16 protein-coding genes are annotated in these 16,326 nt (G+C 56.0%); all 16 read right to left on the bottom strand.

Features of this window, described 5'->3' with window-relative positions; translation table 11 throughout:
- Nucleotides 1–18: 18 nt before the first annotated feature.
- Nucleotides 19–1,203 carry a C17 cyclopropane fatty acid synthase CfaB gene (cfaB, locus tag IEV54_RS06180; protein ID WP_150276457.1) on the bottom strand — a complete coding sequence of 395 codons (1,185 nt, stop codon included), beginning with the start codon at nucleotides 1,201–1,203 and terminating at the stop codon, nucleotides 19–21.
- 92 nt (nucleotides 1,204–1,295) lie between these two features.
- Entirely contained in the window at nucleotides 1,296–2,663 is a 1,368-nt protein-coding gene (glmU, locus tag IEV54_RS06175; protein ID WP_150276456.1) for a bifunctional UDP-N-acetylglucosamine diphosphorylase/glucosamine-1-phosphate N-acetyltransferase GlmU, read from the bottom strand.
- A gap of 296 nt (nucleotides 2,664–2,959) precedes the next feature.
- Complete coding sequence (locus IEV54_RS06170; RefSeq protein WP_150276455.1) at nucleotides 2,960–3,403, bottom strand: F0F1 ATP synthase subunit epsilon; 444 nt, start codon at nucleotides 3,401–3,403, stop codon at nucleotides 2,960–2,962.
- Between the two features lie 42 nt (nucleotides 3,404–3,445).
- A complete protein-coding gene (gene atpD / locus IEV54_RS06165) occupies nucleotides 3,446–4,822 on the bottom strand; it encodes a F0F1 ATP synthase subunit beta (RefSeq protein ID WP_150276454.1) in 1,377 nt (458 codons plus the stop codon).
- 48 nt (nucleotides 4,823–4,870) lie between these two features.
- A complete protein-coding gene (atpG, locus tag IEV54_RS06160) occupies nucleotides 4,871–5,734 on the bottom strand; it encodes a F0F1 ATP synthase subunit gamma (RefSeq protein ID WP_150276453.1) in 864 nt (287 codons plus the stop codon).
- A 74-nt stretch (nucleotides 5,735–5,808) separates the two neighbouring features.
- Nucleotides 5,809–7,353, bottom strand: a complete 1,545-nt coding sequence (atpA, locus tag IEV54_RS06155) for a F0F1 ATP synthase subunit alpha (protein WP_150276452.1) — start codon at nucleotides 7,351–7,353, stop codon at nucleotides 5,809–5,811.
- A 15-nt stretch (nucleotides 7,354–7,368) separates the two neighbouring features.
- The gene (locus IEV54_RS06150) at nucleotides 7,369–7,905 is read right to left on the bottom strand and encodes a F0F1 ATP synthase subunit delta (RefSeq protein ID WP_150276451.1); all 537 of its coding nucleotides are present in this window, start codon (nucleotides 7,903–7,905) and stop codon (nucleotides 7,369–7,371) included.
- A gap of 12 nt (nucleotides 7,906–7,917) precedes the next feature.
- A complete protein-coding gene (locus tag IEV54_RS06145; RefSeq protein ID WP_150276450.1) occupies nucleotides 7,918–8,388 on the bottom strand; it encodes a F0F1 ATP synthase subunit B in 471 nt (156 codons plus the stop codon).
- A gap of 103 nt (nucleotides 8,389–8,491) precedes the next feature.
- Nucleotides 8,492–8,731 carry a F0F1 ATP synthase subunit C gene (atpE, locus tag IEV54_RS06140; protein WP_150276449.1) on the bottom strand — a complete coding sequence of 80 codons (240 nt, stop codon included), beginning with the start codon at nucleotides 8,729–8,731 and terminating at the stop codon, nucleotides 8,492–8,494.
- 65 nt (nucleotides 8,732–8,796) lie between these two features.
- On the bottom strand, nucleotides 8,797–9,651 hold the full coding sequence (gene atpB / locus IEV54_RS06135; RefSeq protein ID WP_150276448.1) for a F0F1 ATP synthase subunit A: 855 nt from the start codon (nucleotides 9,649–9,651) through the stop codon (nucleotides 8,797–8,799).
- Nucleotides 9,652–9,664: 13 nt separating this feature from the next.
- A complete protein-coding gene (locus IEV54_RS06130) occupies nucleotides 9,665–10,069 on the bottom strand; it encodes a F0F1 ATP synthase subunit I (RefSeq protein WP_150276447.1) in 405 nt (134 codons plus the stop codon).
- 170 nt (nucleotides 10,070–10,239) lie between these two features.
- Nucleotides 10,240–11,100, bottom strand: a complete 861-nt coding sequence (locus tag IEV54_RS06125) for a ParB/RepB/Spo0J family partition protein (RefSeq protein ID WP_150276446.1) — start codon at nucleotides 11,098–11,100, stop codon at nucleotides 10,240–10,242.
- A gap of 21 nt (nucleotides 11,101–11,121) precedes the next feature.
- Complete coding sequence (locus IEV54_RS06120; RefSeq protein WP_150276445.1) at nucleotides 11,122–11,925, bottom strand: ParA family protein; 804 nt, start codon at nucleotides 11,923–11,925, stop codon at nucleotides 11,122–11,124.
- A 9-nt stretch (nucleotides 11,926–11,934) separates the two neighbouring features.
- A complete protein-coding gene (gene rsmG, locus IEV54_RS06115; RefSeq protein WP_150276444.1) occupies nucleotides 11,935–12,579 on the bottom strand; it encodes a 16S rRNA (guanine(527)-N(7))-methyltransferase RsmG in 645 nt (214 codons plus the stop codon).
- Between the two features lie 5 nt (nucleotides 12,580–12,584).
- Complete coding sequence (gene mnmG, locus IEV54_RS06110; RefSeq protein WP_150276443.1) at nucleotides 12,585–14,480, bottom strand: tRNA uridine-5-carboxymethylaminomethyl(34) synthesis enzyme MnmG; 1,896 nt, start codon at nucleotides 14,478–14,480, stop codon at nucleotides 12,585–12,587.
- A 454-nt stretch (nucleotides 14,481–14,934) separates the two neighbouring features.
- A complete protein-coding gene (gene mnmE, locus IEV54_RS06105; protein WP_150276442.1) occupies nucleotides 14,935–16,305 on the bottom strand; it encodes a tRNA uridine-5-carboxymethylaminomethyl(34) synthesis GTPase MnmE in 1,371 nt (456 codons plus the stop codon).
- Nucleotides 16,306–16,326 lie beyond the last annotated feature (21 nt).

The following is a 16,326-nucleotide window of genomic DNA, read 5'->3' as shown; positions in this document are numbered from 1 at the left end:
GGTCACCAGGCATGCATTTCAGGAATAGATATCAGCCCGGGTCAACGGGAGCTCATGGCTGCCATCGGCGTGCGGCCTGACTGCCAGAATCTGATGAATATTGATCCAGTTCTTGCGAAAGCCATAGGCGCATCCAGCCAGGTAGATGCGCCAGATGCGCAGGGCTTTATCAGAAACCAGTGTGCTGGCTTGTGCCAGCGAGGATTCAAGGTTGCTGCTCCAATGCTCCAGCGTCAGGGCGTAGTGCTGTCTCAGGCTCTCGACGTCCACCACCTCCAGTCCCTGCTCCGACATCTCGGCGACGGCGGTGGCCAGGTGCGGCAATTCCCCGTGGGGGAAAACATACCGGCCAATGAAGGTGCCTGCTCCCCGACCCACCGGTCGCCCATCCGTGTGTTTTGCGGTAATGCCATGATTCATGACAAGCCCCCCAGGCTTGACCTGCTGCTGCAGAATACGGAAATACTCGCCCAGATTCGCATGCCCCACATGTTCAAACATCCCGACGCTGACTACCTTGTCGAATTGTTCCTCACCTGGCAGATCACGGTAATCCTGAAGCTGTAGATCAATTATCTCGGAAAGCCCTGCCTGAGCATTCATCTGTCGCGCCAGATCCAACTGAGCCTGGCTTAGGGTGATGCCACAGACAGTAACGCCGTAATGCCTTGCCGCATGACGAGCGAGACCGCCCCAACCACAGCCCACATCCAGCAAGCGCTCGCCCGGCTTGAGACGTAATTTGCGACACAGGTGGTCGAACTTGTTCAGTTGCGCCTGGGCCAGGCTGTCTTGGGAACTATGAAAGTAGCCACATGAGTAGGCCATCTCCGGGTCCAGCCAGAGTCGATAGAAATCATTGGAAAGGTCATAGTGATAAGAGATGGCTTCGGCGTCTAATGCCTTGTCGTGGGCGGTACGCTCCAGAGGTGATGCGGAGAGGTCGCTGGGCGCGGCCATGCTGAGTTTGTCAGCTATCTCCATCACCTGCATGATCGGCCCCTGTATTTCCAGGCGCCGATCGATATAGGCTTCGCCCAGGACATCCAGCGTCGGGTGGGTCAGTTCCGCCAGTAGCCCGCTATCAAGAATCTTCAAAGTCACTGCTGGATCAGGACCCAGATCCAGACTGGGACCATTCTGGAGCGCGAGCCGTAATGGCAGCTGCATCTTGCTCAGGCTGTTGGAAAGTTGCGTCAGCATGACAAGTCTCCCCCGCATGTCCTATTTCTTGACTATAGGACAGCATGGGGAAATGTGTAGTCATATTTCCGACCAGAGAGTACTGACCAGAATCAGTCGGCTTTTTTTACCGGACGTTGCCAATTCTCGATGGCACGCTGGCGGGTACGGGCAACCGCCAGTGCGCCTGCAGGTACGTCCTGCGTAATTGTCGACCCTGCCCCGGTCGTGGCACCGGCTCCCACTTTGACAGGTGCCACCAATGCGGTATTGGAACCTATGAAGACCCGGTCGCCTATTTCGGTCACAAACTTGTTCACGCCATCATAGTTGCAGGTGATAGTGCCCGCGCCAATATTCACCTGCTCGCCAATCAAGGCATCACCGACATAGGACAAGTGATTGATCTTCGAGCCAGTGCCTATAGTGGTCTTCTTGGTTTCAACGAAATTGCCGACCTTGGCCCCCCGCTCCATGACGGTACCCGGCCGCAAGCGCGCATAAGGTCCGATGTCACATTCATCGCCAACCTCTGCGCCATCCAGATGGCTGAACGCCTTGATCACTGTGCCCCTGCGTACCACACTGTTGCGGATCACACAGTTCGGCCCGATTTCAACGTTATCCTCGATGGTCACCTGGCCTTCCAGCACCACATTGATATCCAGAAAAATATCGCGACCTACAGTCACCGTTCCGCGCACATCCAGACGGCCGGGGTCCGCCAGGGTGACACCTTCTGTCATCAGTCGCAGCGCTTCGCGGCTCTGGATGGCGCGCTCAAGCACAGACAGCTGTTGACGATTGTTGGCGCCCATGACTTCGACTTCGTCCTCTGGCTGCGCGACCTCGATCCCTGTCTTGCTTCCAACGGCGAGCGCCACCACATCGGTCAGATAGTATTCGCCCTGGGCGTTGTCGTTGGAGAGACTGTTAAGCCAGTCTGCCGCGTGGGCGCCCGGCAATGCCATGATCCCGGTGTTGGCCTCGGTAATCAGCAGGTGCTCAGCGCTGGCATCCTTCTGCTCGACGATCGACTGAACCTCCCCAGCGGGATTGCGCACGATACGACCGTAACCGGTAGGGTCATCCATGGTCACTGTAAGCAGACCCAGGGTGTTCTGACCGGCTTGCTCACTGAGGCGACGCAGAGTGCTGCTTCTGAGCAGGGGTACATCTCCGTAGAGCACCAGTATCTGATCTGCCCCTTTCGTATGGGGTATCGCCTGTGCTACCGCGTGGCCGGTACCCAACTGCTCACCCTGCAATACCCAGTTCAGATCGTCAGCGCCCAGAGTCTCGCGTACCTTCTCCGCGCCATGACCAATGACCACGTGAATATGGCGTGGCGATAACGCCCTGGCGCAGTCAATGACGTGCCCCAGCATGGGCTTGCCTGCCACGGGGTGAAGAACCTTGGGAAGCGCAGAGCGCATACGGGTGCCTTGTCCGGCAGCGAGAATGACGATGTCCAATATCATAGGGGAACCATAGCTGGATAAAAGTAAGGAGATGATAGCAAAGCTGCAAGCTGCAAGCTGCAAGCTGCAAGCTGCAAGCTGCAAGCTGCAAGCTGCAAGCTGCAAGCTGCAAGCTGCAAGCTGCAAGCGTTAACAGTTTGGGGTTGCGCTTGTCCCCGTCAAGCTCTTTCTGGCAGACAACGCGAAAGAACCCGATTCGCCGGGACTGCTTGAAGCTTGAAGCTTGGGGCTTGGGGCTTGCGGCTTGCGGCTAAAAAAAAAGGCAGCCGAAGCTGCCTTTTTTATTACCGACTGACTCAGCGATTGTTGATCGCTGGTCCGCCGTATTTCTTGCGCAGTTCCTGCACGGTACGCAGCTGGGCTGCGGCCTCGGCAAGACGTGCGGAGGCTGAGCCATAATCAAACTCGGCACCCTTGTCACTGAGAGCTGCTTCAGCGGCTTTTTTCGCCTCTACTGCTGCGGCCTCGTCGATGTCACCAGCACGGATAGCCGTGTCGGCAAGCACCTTGACCATGCTCGGCTGAATCTCGATGAACCCGCCAGAGATGTAGAACACCTCTTCGCTGCGATCCTGCTTGATCACCCGAACCGGGCCCGGCTTGAGGTCGGTGAGCAACGGCGTGTGACCTGGCAGAATGCCCAGATCACCCATATTGCCGTGTGCGACGACCATTTCAACCAGGCCTGAAAACAGCTCTTCTTCCGCGCTAACGATATCGCAGTGCACTGTCATAGCCATTTCATTGCCTCGATTCTGCGCCCGCTTGCGCGGGCGCTAGCATTACATTTTCTTCGCTTTCTCGATGGCTTCATCGATGGTGCCGACCATGTAGAACGCCTGCTCGGGCAGGTGGTCGAACTCGCCATCCAAGATGCCCTTGAAGGCACGGATGGTGTCCTTGAGCGAAACGTACTTGCCCGGTGCACCAGTAAAGACTTCGGCAACGAAGAAGGGCTGTGACAGGTAACGCTGGATCTTACGAGCGCGGGCTACCAGTTGCTTGTCTTCTTCGGACAATTCGTCCATACCCAGAATCGCGATGATGTCCTTCAGCTCTTTGTAGCGCTGCAGAACATACTGTACGCCGCGAGCGGTATCGTAGTGCTCCTGACCAATCACCTGGGGATCCAGCTGACGGGAAGTGGAGTCCAGAGGATCAACCGCAGGGTAGATACCCAGGGAGGCGATATCACGGGACAGTACCACGGTCGCGTCAAGGTGGGCGAAGGTGGTGGCTGGGGAGGGGTCGGTCAAGTCGTCGGCTGGTACGTATACCGCCTGGATCGAGGTAATGGAGCCCTGCTTGGTGGAGGTAATACGCTCCTGCAGAACACCCATCTCCTCGGCCAGAGTCGGCTGGTAACCTACCGCTGAAGGCATACGACCCAGCAGTGCAGATACCTCGGTACCGGCCAGGGTGTAACGGTAGATGTTGTCAATGAACAACAGTACGTCACGACCCTCGTCACGGAACTTCTCGGCCATGGTCAGACCAGTCAGGGCTACGCGCAGACGGTTACCCGGCGGCTCGTTCATCTGACCGTAAACCAGAGCTACCTTGTCCAGTACGTTGGAGTCCTTCATCTCGTGATAGAAGTCGTTACCCTCACGAGTACGCTCACCAACACCGGCGAATACGGAATAACCGCTGTGCTCGATCGCGATGTTACGGATCAACTCCATCATGTTTACGGTTTTACCTACACCGGCACCACCGAACAGACCTACTTTACCGCCTTTGGCGAACGGGCAGATCAGGTCGATAACCTTGATGCCGGTTTCCAGCAGTTCGTTAGAGCTGGCCTGTTCCGCGTAGGAAGGTGCAGGGCGGTGAATACCCCAGCGCTCTTCTTCGCCAATCGGGCCGGCTTCATCAATCGGGTTACCCAGCACGTCCATGATCCGGCCCAGGGTCTTGACCCCAACTGGTACGGAAATGGCTGCGCCGGTGCTGCTTACGGTCAGGCCGCGCTTGACACCTTCGGTGGTACCCATGGCGATGGTACGTACAATGCCATCACCGAGCTGCTGCTGAACTTCCAGGGTCAGACCCTTGTCGTCAACCAGCAACGCGTCATACACCTTCGGCACGCCTTCGCGTGGGAATTCCACGTCGATGACGGCACCGATGATTTGAACGATACGTCCGCTACTCATGTTTGGTTCCTCTAAAGTGGTATGAAACCGCTATCGTCTGGCCGGGTCTCAAGAGACCGCGGCGGCGCCGCCGACGATTTCCGAAATTTCCTGGGTGATCGCTGACTGACGAGCCTTGTTGTAGATAAGCTGCAGGCTGTCGATGATATCGCCCGCATTGTCAGTCGCATTCTTCATCGCGATCATACGTGCCGCCTGCTCGCTGGCGTTGTTCTCGATCACTGCCTGATACACCTGCGACTCGATATAACGGGTCAACAACCCATCGAGCAGCTCGTTGGCGTCAGGCTCGTAAACGTAGTCCCAATGCCCTTTGAGTTCCTCTTTGTCAGCAGGAACCAACGGAATCATCTGCTCCACCTTGGGCTGTTGCACCATGGTGTTGACGAATGCGTTGGAGACCAGATACAGACGATCGATACGACCCTCGTTGTAGCCGTCAAGCATTACCTTGACGCTGCCGATGAGATCGTTCAGCGAGGGCTGTTCACCCAGGTTGCTGATCGCCGCGACCACATTGCCGCCGTAGCTACGGAAGAACGTCGCGCCCTTGCTGCCAATCACGCACAACTCGGTTTCGACGTTACGGTCACGCCACTCTTTCATGTTCGTGATAAGAGCCTTGAACAGGTTGGTGTTCAGGCCCCCGCACAGACCACGATCCGTACTTACCACGATGTAACCCACCCTTTTCACTTCACGCTCTTGCATGAAGGGGTGACGATACTCGGGATTGGCATTGGCCAGATGGCCAATAACCTGACGGATACGCTCAGCGTAGGGACGGCTGGAAGCCATGCGCTGTTGTGCCTTGCGCATCTTGCTTACCGCCACTTTCTCCATGGCGCTGGTGATCTTCTGAGTACTCTTGATACTCGAAATTTTACCGCGTATCTCTTTTGCGCCTGCCATGTCTCACCTTTCAGGTTAGCCTGCGGCCAGATCGCACGAAGCGGAGCCTGACGATGTCAGACCCCGCAATCGGCTTACCAGCTCTGGGTCGCCTTGAAGTTCTCGATGCCAGACTTGATACCGGCTTCGATCTCGTCGTTGTAGTCGCCCTTCTCATTGATCTTGGCAACCAGATCAGCCTTGTCGCGCTTGAAGTAGGCCAGCAGACCCTTCTCGAACGAGCCGATCTTGTTCATCTCGACGTCGGTCAGGAAACCCTTCTCAGCTGCGTACAACACGATAGCCATTTCGGCAACCGACATGGGCGCGTACTGGCCCTGCTTCATCAGTTCGGTAACGCGCTGACCGTGCTCCAACTGCTTGCGGGTAGCCTCATCGAGGTCCGAAGCAAACTGGGCGAAAGCTGCCAGTTCACGATACTGTGCCAGAGCGGTACGAATACCACCGGACAGCTTCTTGATGATCTTGGTCTGCGCTGCACCACCTACACGAGATACCGATACACCAGCGTTTACGGCCGGACGGATACCCGCGTTGAACAGGTTGGATTCCAGGAAGATCTGACCGTCAGTGATCGAAATCACGTTGGTCGGAACGAAAGCAGATACGTCACCAGCCAGCGTTTCAATGATCGGCAGAGCCGTCAGGGAACCGGTCTTGCCTTTGACTTCACCGTTGGTGAGCTTCTCTACATAGTCTTCGGAAATGCGCGATGCACGCTCCAGCAAACGACTGTGGAGATAGAACACGTCACCGGGATAGGCTTCACGACCTGGCGGACGGCGCAGGAGCAGGGAGATCTGACGATAAGCCACAGCTTGCTTGGACAGGTCATCATAGATGATCAGTGCATCTTCGCCGCGGTCACGGAAGTACTCACCCATGGTGCAGCCGGCGTAGGGAGCCAGGAACTGCAGGGCTGCCGGCTCGGAAGCCGATGCCGCGACTACGATGGTGTTGCTCATCGCGCCGTTCTCTTCCAGCTTACGCACCACGTTGGCGATGGTCGACTGCTTCTGACCGATAGCCACGTACACACACTTGATACCGGAATCTTTCTGGTTGATGATCGCGTCGATCGCAATCGCCGTCTTACCAGTCTGACGGTCACCAATGATCAGCTCACGCTGGCCACGGCCGATCGGGATCATGGCGTCGATTGACTTGTAGCCGGTCTGAACCGGCTGGTCTACCGACTTACGCCAGATCACGCCCGGCGCCACTTTCTCGACTGCGTCAGTCAACTTGGCGTCGATTACGCCCTTACCGTCGATCGGGTTGCCCAGAGCGTCAACAACGCGCCCGAGCAATTCCGGACCTACAGGGACTTCAAGAATACGACCGGTACATTTGGCGGTCATGCCCTCGGCGAGACCCAGGTAGTCACCCAGTACCACCGAACCCACGGAGTCCTGCTCCAGGTTCAGTGCCATACCGTATACACCACCGGGAAACTCGATCATTTCACCGTACATCACATCAGCAAGGCCGTGAATGCGCACGATACCGTCAGAAACGCTGACGATGGTGCCCACGTTCCGGGCCTGCGAAGACACATCGAGTTTCTCGATGCGCTGCTTGATAATTTCGCTAATTTCGGAAGGATTCAATTGCTGCATGCCATGTCCCTCAAATCAGGATTTCAACGCCTCGGCCAGCTTATCCAGCTTGCCGCGGACCGAACCGTCGATGACCAGGTCACCCGCACGAATCAACACACCGCCGATCAAGGCCGGGTTGATGGTCACATGAGGAGTTACTGTCCGGTCTAACCGCTTGGTTAATGCGGTTGCCAGCGTTTTCTGTTGATCGTCGCTCAGCTCGAAGGCGGATTCCACCTCGACCACTATGCTCCGATCGTGTTCTGCCTTGTGTTGCTCATAAAGCTCGGCAATTACCGGGATCAAGGGCAAACGGTCATGCTCGGCCAGGGTTTTGACAAAATTGCCAAACCCTTCGTCGATATGACCCTCGCACACCATGAGCAGGTCTTCCGCCTTGCGCTCATCGGTCAAACCGGGATTGCGCATCCTCTGAGCAAAAGCCTCATCCTCGACCGCCGCAGCCGCCAACGCCAGCATGCCCGACCAGGCATCCAGCGCGTTGGCGGAAGAAGCGAACTCGAACGCTGCTTTCGCATAAGGTCGAGCTAGCGTGTTGATAGTAGCCATCGCTCGCCTCGCTTAGAGTTGTGCGGCCAGTTTGTTAACCAGCTCACTGTGTGCCTTGGAATCCACTTCGGACTCCAGAATCTGCTCGGCACCCTTGACAGCCAGCACGGCTACCTGGGCACGGAGTTCATCCTTGGCGCGATTTACTTCCTGTTCGATCTCAGCCTTGGCGGCTGTGATCAGGCGTTCACCTTCGGAACGTGCCGTGTCTTTCGCTTCCTCGACAATGAGGTTGGCACTCTTGTTGGCTTGCTCGATGATCTGAGTAGCCTGTTCCTTGGTCTCACGCAGGGTCTGGGAAGCTTTCTCCTGGGCTAGATCCAGGTCACGCTGGGCGCGGCCAGCCGCATCCAGGCCTTCGGCGATTTTTTTCTGGCGTTCCTGCATGGCCTGCGTAATCGGTGGCCATACATACTTCATGGTGAACCAGACAAAAATAGCGAAGGCAATCGTTTGACCAAACAGCGTCAGATTAATATTCACAGCGATTTACCTCGTGCTATTCGTTGAGTCCCGGATGTGTCGATCCAGATGATTTTTCGGCGAGGCACTTACCAGAAGCAGCCTCGCCGAAGATCAAACTGGATTAAGCGGCAACGCCAGGGGCAACAACGAAGATCAGGTACATCGCGATACCAACACCGATCATCGGCACGGCGTCGAGCAGACCGGCCATCAGGAAGGTCTTGGTTTGCAGCTGCGGGCCAAGCTCAGGCTGACGTGCAGTAGATTCCAGCAGCTTGCCACCCAACAGGGCGAAGCCAATACCAGTACCCAGTGCGCCCAGACCGATCATGATAGCGGCAGACATGATTACGAGTTCCATAATTACTCCTAAAGTTCAAGGTTGCAGTTCAAGGTTAGTTATTGATTGAACACGGTTCGAGTGCGTCAGTGAGCATCCTCATGAGCAGCACTCAGATACACCACAGTCAGCACCATGAAGATGAAGGCCTGCAGCGGAATTACAAGAATATGGAAGATGGCCCATGGCACGTTCAGCCCCCACTGGAGGTAGAAGGGTAACAGAGCGATCAGAATAAACACCACTTCACCGGCATACATGTTACCGAAGAGTCGTAGCGCCAGGCTCAACGGCTTGGTCAGCAGGCCGAGAATTTCAAGGAACAGGTTGAAGGGAATCAGAGCCCAATGCTTGAACGGCGTGAATGATAGTTCCTTGATGAAGCCACCGAAGCCCTTCACCTTGAAGCTATAGAAGATAATCAGGATGAACACACCCAGGGAGATACCAAAAGTACCGTTAGGATCTGCTGTTGGAACGATCTTGAAGTATTCCAGACCCAGGGCCTTGGCCAGACCCGGTATGTAGTCAACCGGAATCCACTTCAACGAGTTCATCAAAAATACCCAGACAAAAATCGTCAGGGCCAGAGGCGCGACCAGAGCATTGCGGCCGTGGAAAGTATCCTTCACCACACCCTGGACGAATTCAACCACCATTTCGACCACGTTCTGGGTCTTGCCGGGAATACCCGCGGTAGCCTTTTTGGCAACGCTACGGAAGATGAACAGAAAGACCAGACCCATGAATACCGACCAACCCAGGGTATCAATGTGAAAAGCCATGAAGCCCATATCGGTCGCTTCCGCGCCGCTCTTGGCCAGCGTCCACGTCGCTTCCTGCACAACACTGCCGTCGTATCGCTCATACCCGGCCGGCAGCTTGCCGTAAGTCAGGTTCTGCAAATGGTGCTGGATATAATCCGCTGAAGAAGTTGCCATATTTGCCTCTAACTCAATGCTTTTGAAAACGTCGGACGATGAGTAGAGCGCTGGCCCCTACTGCCAGTACCGCGAGATAACCGGCAAAAACCGCGGTCGGCTCAAGGGGCTCAACACCTACCCACACCAGCACAAAAAGTGCGGCTGTCAAAATAAGCTTGCCGGCCTCGCCGGAGTAAAACTCCTTGACGATGACCCGCGCCGACCGGGCTCCGCTGTAGCGGTACACCCGGTAGGCAAAATAGGCATTGGGGAGCAGAGCAACAAGCCCCCCGAGCAAACCGGAATATCCGGCCACATAACCCTGGAAAATCCACAGGGTCAGAGCTGCCATCAAGGCAACCGCGCATTGCATACTCAGCACCGGAAAGGCGGGTAACTGGCGAAACGGCGTTTTGTTGGGCGTTCTTGCGTCCATCCACCCGCCTCGCAATGATTACCTCTCGCTTCTTTTCGAGTCGCTGTGTGCAACACACTGGTGCATTTACACCAGCTAAAATAGCGCGAGGAGTATAGGTTGAAAAAAGATCAGGTTCAACAGCAACCGGCCAAATGCCGCGGTATCCGCCAAGGTTGGCCGGTTAGGCCTCACTTGATGTGCATAAGAACGCCGTCGAGCTCGTCCAGGGAACCGTAACTGATTACCAGCTTGCCCTTGCCCTTGGCCCCGTGTTGGATGCTGACAGAGGCGCCAATACGTTCCGCCAGGTCCTGTTCCAGACGCTCTATGTCGGGGTTTACTCGAGTGTCACCGGGCTCACGGCGGGGGTTGAGCCATTGCCGCACCAGTGCTTCGGTCTGTCTTACAGTCAGTCCCTTGGCTACAACCTGGCGTGCGGCTTGGGTCTGCTGCTCGGCAGGAAGGCCTAGCAGTGCGCGAGCATGCCCCATTTCCAGGTCACCACGCTCGAGAAGTAATTTGACCTCATCGGGAAGAGACATCAGCCGCAACAAATTGGTGATGGTGACGCGAGACTTACCCACCGCGTCGGCGACCTGCTGCTGGGTCAATTCGAACTCCTGCTGCAAGCGCTGGAGGGCGATACCCTCTTCGATCGGATTGAGGTCCTCACGCTGGATGTTCTCGATCAGAGCCATGGCTATGGCAGCTTCGTCGGGCACATCGCGGATTACCGCTGGAATGGTATCAAGTCCAGCCTGCTGCGTAGCGCGCCAACGGCGCTCACCAGCAATGATCTCATAACGGCCATCGGCAATCGGGCGCACCACAATAGGCTGCATGACGCCCTGGACGCGGATCGAGTTGGCCAACTCTTCAAGTGCCTGTGGATCCATGTCCCGTCGCGGCTGGTATTTACCGCGCTGGATCAGATCAACCGGCAGATCCTTGAGTTGCTGTTCCTTGCTTTCTGCTTCCTGCCCGGTATTTCCAGGCTGGCCCAGCAATGCATCGAGTCCCCGCCCCAAGCCGCGTTTCTTGACCGCCATGCGTCTATTGTCCTTTTTCGATTAGTCGTTCGCGTTGGCCAGGGCTGCTGCCCGGGCTGCCTGCTTGTTGCGCCGCACCACCTCACCTGCCAGGGCAAGATAGGCGACGGCGCCCCGGGACTGCTTGTCATAGCTCAATGCAGGCATGCCGAAACTGGGTGCCTCGGCCAGACGCACATTACGCGGAATAACCGTTTGGTAGAGTTTGTCACCAAAGTGATTGGTCAATTGAGCCGATACGTCGAGTGTCAGACTGTTGCGCGGATCGTACATGGTCCGTAGTAGTCCCTCGATCTGCAAACTGGGGTTGAGCACTGACGCGATACGCTCAATGGTATTGACCAGAGCTGACAGACCTTCCAGGGCGTAGTACTCACATTGCATCGGAATGATCACCGCATCGGCAGCGACCAGTCCATTGACAGTCAGCATGTTAAGCGAAGGCGGACAATCGATGAGTACAAAGTCATAGTCGTTGCGGGCGGAAGCGAGCGCGTAGCGCAATCGGCTTTCCTTCATTTTCATTGCCAGCAATTCGACTTCAGCGGCTGTCAGGTCACCGTTGGCCGGTAAGAGATCATAACCACCATTATCCGAGCGCTGTACCGCCTGCTTGAAATCGCAACGATCGGTAAGCAGTTCGTATACCGAATTTTCCAGCCCAGCCTTGTCGATGCCGCTACCCATGGTAGCGTTACCCTGTGGATCGAGATCCACCAACAGAACCTTGCGTTTGGTTGCTGCCAATGAAGCAGCCAGGTTGATGCAGGTGGTGGTCTTGCCGACACCGCCCTTCTGGTTGGCTATTGCCAATACCTTGCCCACAACGACCTCCTATCCGTTCACCGCCTGAACCAGGCGCCGCAGTATCAGCAGGTGACGGTGCCCCTGGCAACCAGGTACCGTCAAGCGGCTACTGCGATCCACTTCGAAATCGACCGGCAGGGCTGCTAGCTCCTCTTCCGGGTATTGTCCTTTCATCGCCAGCCAGCGGGTTTCAGCGTGACTCAAGTGCCGAGTCATCTGGGTAAAATCCGCCAGCGAACTGAAAGCTCGGGAAACAATACCATCAAAGGCGGTATCGGTCTGAAAGGCTTCAACCCTGCCTTGGGTCACCTTCAGATTTTCCAGCCCCAGCTCAAGCTTGACCTGGGTAAGAAAACGGGTTTTCTTGCCGTTGCTATCGAGCAGCATGAAACGAATATCAGGTCTCATGATGGTCAATATGATCCCGGGCATGCCGCCCCCGCTCCCTACGTCGAGCCAATGCTGACCGTCAACGAAGGGAAGAATACTCAAGCTATCAAGCAGATGCCGACTGACCATTTCATCCGGGTCACGTACCGCAGTGAGATTATAGGCCTTGTTCCATTTGTGCAGCAGCGCAAGATATTCAAGCAGCTGGCGACTCTGGGTATCACTCAGGGCTATGCCCAGCTCGGCGGCACCATTGGCCAGCTCTGTAGCGTGATCAGTCATCGCAATCAGGCCTCGCGCATGAGGCTGCTGCCAGCCGCACTGCGCTTTTTCAGATGAATCAGCAACAGGCTGACGGCAGCGGGTGTGACACCAGGGATACGCGAAGCCTGCCCCAGTGTCTGGGGCCGTATGTCTGCGAGCTTGTGTTTTATCTCGTTGGACAACCCATTCAGTGCAAGGTAATCCAGGCTGTCGGGAATAGTGGTCTGTTCATGTTGACGCAGACGGTTGATCTCGTCCTGCTGACGCTCGATATAACCGGCGTACTTGGTATGAATCTCGACTTGTTCCGCAGCGTCAGCAGGAATATCAACCTTGCCTGTCAGTTCGCACAGGGCGTGGTAGTCAACTTCAGGGCGACGCAATAAATCAAGCAGACTGTATTCGTGGGTAAGGGGTGTCGCGAATTTTTCGGCGAAGGCCTTGCCAACGTCGCTGGTAGGCTGAACCCAGGTGCTGCGCAGGCGCTGATGCTCGAGATCAATCGCTTCGCGCTTGGCGCTGAATACAGCCCAGCGATGATCATCAACCAGGCCCAGCTCACGGCCCTTTTCGGTCAGGCGCAGGTCCGCGTTATCCTCGCGCAGCACCAGACGGTATTCGGCCCGTGAAGTAAACATTCGATAGGGCTCGCGGGTACCCATGGTGATCAGATCATCCACCAGCACACCGATGTAGGCTTCGTCCCGGCGCGGGCACCAGGCCTCCTGGTCAGTTGCCCGCCGTGCCGCGTTCATACCGGCCAACAAGCCCTGGGCGGCCGCTTCTTCGTAGCCGGTTGTGCCATTGATCTGCCCGGCGAAAAACAACCCCCCGATGACCTTGGTTTCCAGCGAGTACTTCAGATCCTGTGGGTTGAAGTAGTCGTACTCGATCGCGTAGCCGGGCCGCAGGATATGTGCGTTCTCCATACCCTCGATCGATTGTACGACCTGAAGTTGAACATCGAAGGGCAATGACGTGGAAATACCGTTCGGGTACAGCTCGTGGGTAGTCAGACCTTCTGGCTCGATGAACACCTGATGCTGGTTCTTGTCAGCGAAACGGTGAATCTTGTCTTCGATCGAGGGGCAATAGCGTGGGCCCACACCTTCGATCACGCCGGTATACATCGGCGATCGGTCGAGGTTATTGCGAATGATCTCGTGGGTCCGCTCGTTGGTGTAGGTGATCCAGCAGTTGACCTGCTCCGGATGCTCCTCGACCTTGCCCAGGAACGACATCACCGGCAAGGGGGAATCACCCGGTTGCGCGGTCATTTTGCTGAAATCGACCGAGCGACCATCGATGCGAGGAGGTGTGCCAGTCTTGAGTCGGTCGACGCGTAACGGTAGTTCACGCAGCCGATTGGCCAAAGTGGTGGCTGGCGGATCGCCGGCGCGACCGCCGGAATAGTTGTCCAGACCAATATGAATTAGTCCACCCAGAAAGGTGCCCGTGGTCAGCACTACGTTGCTGGCGTGAAAACGCATACCCATCTGGGTCACAACGCCGCACACCTGATCGTTCTCGACAATCAGGTCATCACAGGCCTGCTGGAATATCCACAGATTGGGCTGGTTCTCGAGTATTTCGCGAATGGCTGCCTTGTACAGGATTCGATCTGCCTGAGCCCGCGTGGCTCTGACCGCAGGGCCTTTGCGGCTGTTCAATACTCTGAACTGGATACCGGCAAGGTCTGTTGCTCTGGCCATGGCTCCGCCAAGAGCATCGATTTCCTTGACCAGGTGACTCTTGCCGATTCCACCGATCGCCGGGTTGCAGCTCATCTGTCCGAGGGTTTCGACGTTATGGGTCAGCAGTAGGGTTTTCACGCCCATCCGGGCAGCCGCCAGCGCAGCCTCCGTACCGGCATGACCACCACCTACTACGATCACATCAAAACTATCTGGAAATTGCACAGCTGACCTCGTTCCGGGCAAATCGCCGGCGTCGGGAAAAGGGCGGTGATTATAGGGCCTGAAGCAGAAAAATGCAGCCTTGCATTGGCTATTTTTTGAGCAGCTGGTTTGTAGTTCCGCTCAACTGATCCATTAATAGAATATAGAAAGAAAAGATTTTAAAAGCTTTATGTTGTTAATGCTAATGGTGAAGCCAATATCTGTGGATAAGTGCGTAAAACCCTTCTATTACAGTAATTTCAGGAAGAAGAAACTCTGTGTGCATCCTGCGTCTGGATGGGTCCTTGGGCGGTGATCAACCTGTGTACAAGTAGGTGACTTATACACAGGGTATTTTAAAGACCGTTTGTGCACAGTTTTCGACCCCCCTCTCAAGGGCAGTTATACACAGGCCTCATAGGCATTTTATGGAGGAATATAAGTGTGAGAAAACGGTTCTTTTCAGCCCTATGGACTATTTCCCGATGCAGAAACTGGAAAATATCCGTCCCAATAAATCATCTGCGCTGAATTCACCCGTTATGGATCCAAGCGTTTGCTGAGCCATGCGCAGATCCTCCGCAAGCAGTTCGCCTGCTCCAAGCAGGGTCAACTGAGCATGACCGTGCTCTAGCAACTCACTGGCATCCTCCAGGGCTTCGAGGTGTCGTCGGCGGGCACTGAACAGACTCTCGTTGGTCTGTGTGAAGCCCATGCAGCCTTTAAGGTGCTCGCGAAGCAGATCCACACCTTCACCACTGCGGGCGCTCATACGCAGGGTGACACTGCCGTCAGGGGATGTCTCTTCACCAACGGGTTGTCCTGTGAGATCTATCTTGTTCAATACGAGTGTGACTTTCGCAGGGTCCGGTGGAGTGGTCAGAAATTCAGGCCAGAGTTGATCCGGGTGTCGTGCTTCGGGTTGGGATGCGTCTACCATCAGCAGAATGCGGTCGGCATCACCGATGGCCTGCATCGCGCGCTCCACACCGATGCGCTCTACCTGGTCCTGGGTATCTCTCAATCCGGCGGTATCGATGATATGCACCGGCATTCCGTCAATGTGGATATGTTCACGAAGCACGTCCCGCGTGGTACCTGCGATATCCGTGACAATCGCACTTTCCTTTCCCGCCAGTGCATTGAGCAAGCTGGATTTGCCAGCGTTGGGGCGCCCCGCAATAACCACTGTCATCCCGTCTCGTAGTAAGGCGCCCTGGCCCGCCTCACGCTGTACTTCCCGGAGCCTCTGACGAATCTCCTGTAATTGGTCGAGCACGTGGCCATCAGCCAGAAAATCGATCTCTTCCTCAGGAAAGTCGATAGCTGCTTCTACGTAGATACGCAGCCCGATCAACGCTTCGGTCAATCCGTGAACCCGGGTTGAAAATGCGCCCTGAAGTGAATGCAGGGCATTACGTGCTGCCTGTTCTGAACTGGCTTCGATAAGGTCTGCAATGGCTTCTGCCTGAGCCAGGTCGAGTTTGTCGTTGAGAAATGCTCTTTCACTGAACTCGCCCGGCCGGGCTGGTCTGGCACCAGCGTCAAAGCAAGCCTTGAGTAACAGGTCCAGCACCACGGGACCGCCGTGACCCTGTAGCTCGAGAACGTCTTCGCCAGTGAAGGAGTTTGGACCTGGAAAAAACAGGGTCAGTCCCTGGTCCAGAGCTGTGTCACCTTGCCAGAAAGTGCCGTAATGGGCATGTCGGGGTTTTGGCTGCAGACGACTGATCTGTTGTGCGATCTGTAACGCTGCAGGCCCGGATACACGGACTATGCCAACACCACCCTGCCCAGGAGGGGTTGCGATCGCAGCGATAGTATCTACGTGATAACTGGGGCCCATGTGCGATCTCCAATATGTTGT

The sequence above is a fragment of the Halopseudomonas salina genome (assembly GCF_014637955.1).
Classification (GTDB): domain Bacteria; phylum Pseudomonadota; class Gammaproteobacteria; order Pseudomonadales; family Pseudomonadaceae; genus Halopseudomonas; species Halopseudomonas salina.
This window is presented reverse-complemented; position numbering and strand designations above follow the sequence as displayed.

Excerpts from the sequence above, each read along its gene's own strand:
- IEV54_RS06170 (WP_150276455.1), bottom strand. The coding sequence starts at position 3,403 with ATGGCTATGACAGTGCACTGCGATATCGTTAGCGCGGAAGAAGAGCTG.
- mnmE (WP_150276442.1), bottom strand. The coding sequence starts at position 16,305 with ATGGGCCCCAGTTATCACGTAGATACTATCGCTGCGATCGCAACCCCT.
- atpB (WP_150276448.1), bottom strand. The coding sequence starts at position 9,651 with ATGGCAACTTCTTCAGCGGATTATATCCAGCACCATTTGCAGAACCTG.
- IEV54_RS06130 (WP_150276447.1), bottom strand. The coding sequence starts at position 10,069 with ATGGACGCAAGAACGCCCAACAAAACGCCGTTTCGCCAGTTACCCGCC.
- rsmG (WP_150276444.1), bottom strand. The coding sequence starts at position 12,579 with ATGACTGATCACGCTACAGAGCTGGCCAATGGTGCCGCCGAGCTGGGC.
- atpE (WP_150276449.1), bottom strand. The coding sequence starts at position 8,731 with ATGGAACTCGTAATCATGTCTGCCGCTATCATGATCGGTCTGGGCGCA.
- cfaB (WP_150276457.1), bottom strand. The coding sequence starts at position 1,203 with ATGCTGACGCAACTTTCCAACAGCCTGAGCAAGATGCAGCTGCCATTA.
- IEV54_RS06125 (WP_150276446.1), bottom strand. The coding sequence starts at position 11,100 with ATGGCGGTCAAGAAACGCGGCTTGGGGCGGGGACTCGATGCATTGCTG.
- atpG (WP_150276453.1), bottom strand. The coding sequence starts at position 5,734 with ATGGCAGGCGCAAAAGAGATACGCGGTAAAATTTCGAGTATCAAGAGT.
- IEV54_RS06150 (WP_150276451.1), bottom strand. The coding sequence starts at position 7,905 with ATGGCTACTATCAACACGCTAGCTCGACCTTATGCGAAAGCAGCGTTC.
- atpA (WP_150276452.1), bottom strand. The coding sequence starts at position 7,353 with ATGCAGCAATTGAATCCTTCCGAAATTAGCGAAATTATCAAGCAGCGC.
- atpD (WP_150276454.1), bottom strand. The coding sequence starts at position 4,822 with ATGAGTAGCGGACGTATCGTTCAAATCATCGGTGCCGTCATCGACGTG.
- glmU (WP_150276456.1), bottom strand. The coding sequence starts at position 2,663 with ATGATATTGGACATCGTCATTCTCGCTGCCGGACAAGGCACCCGTATG.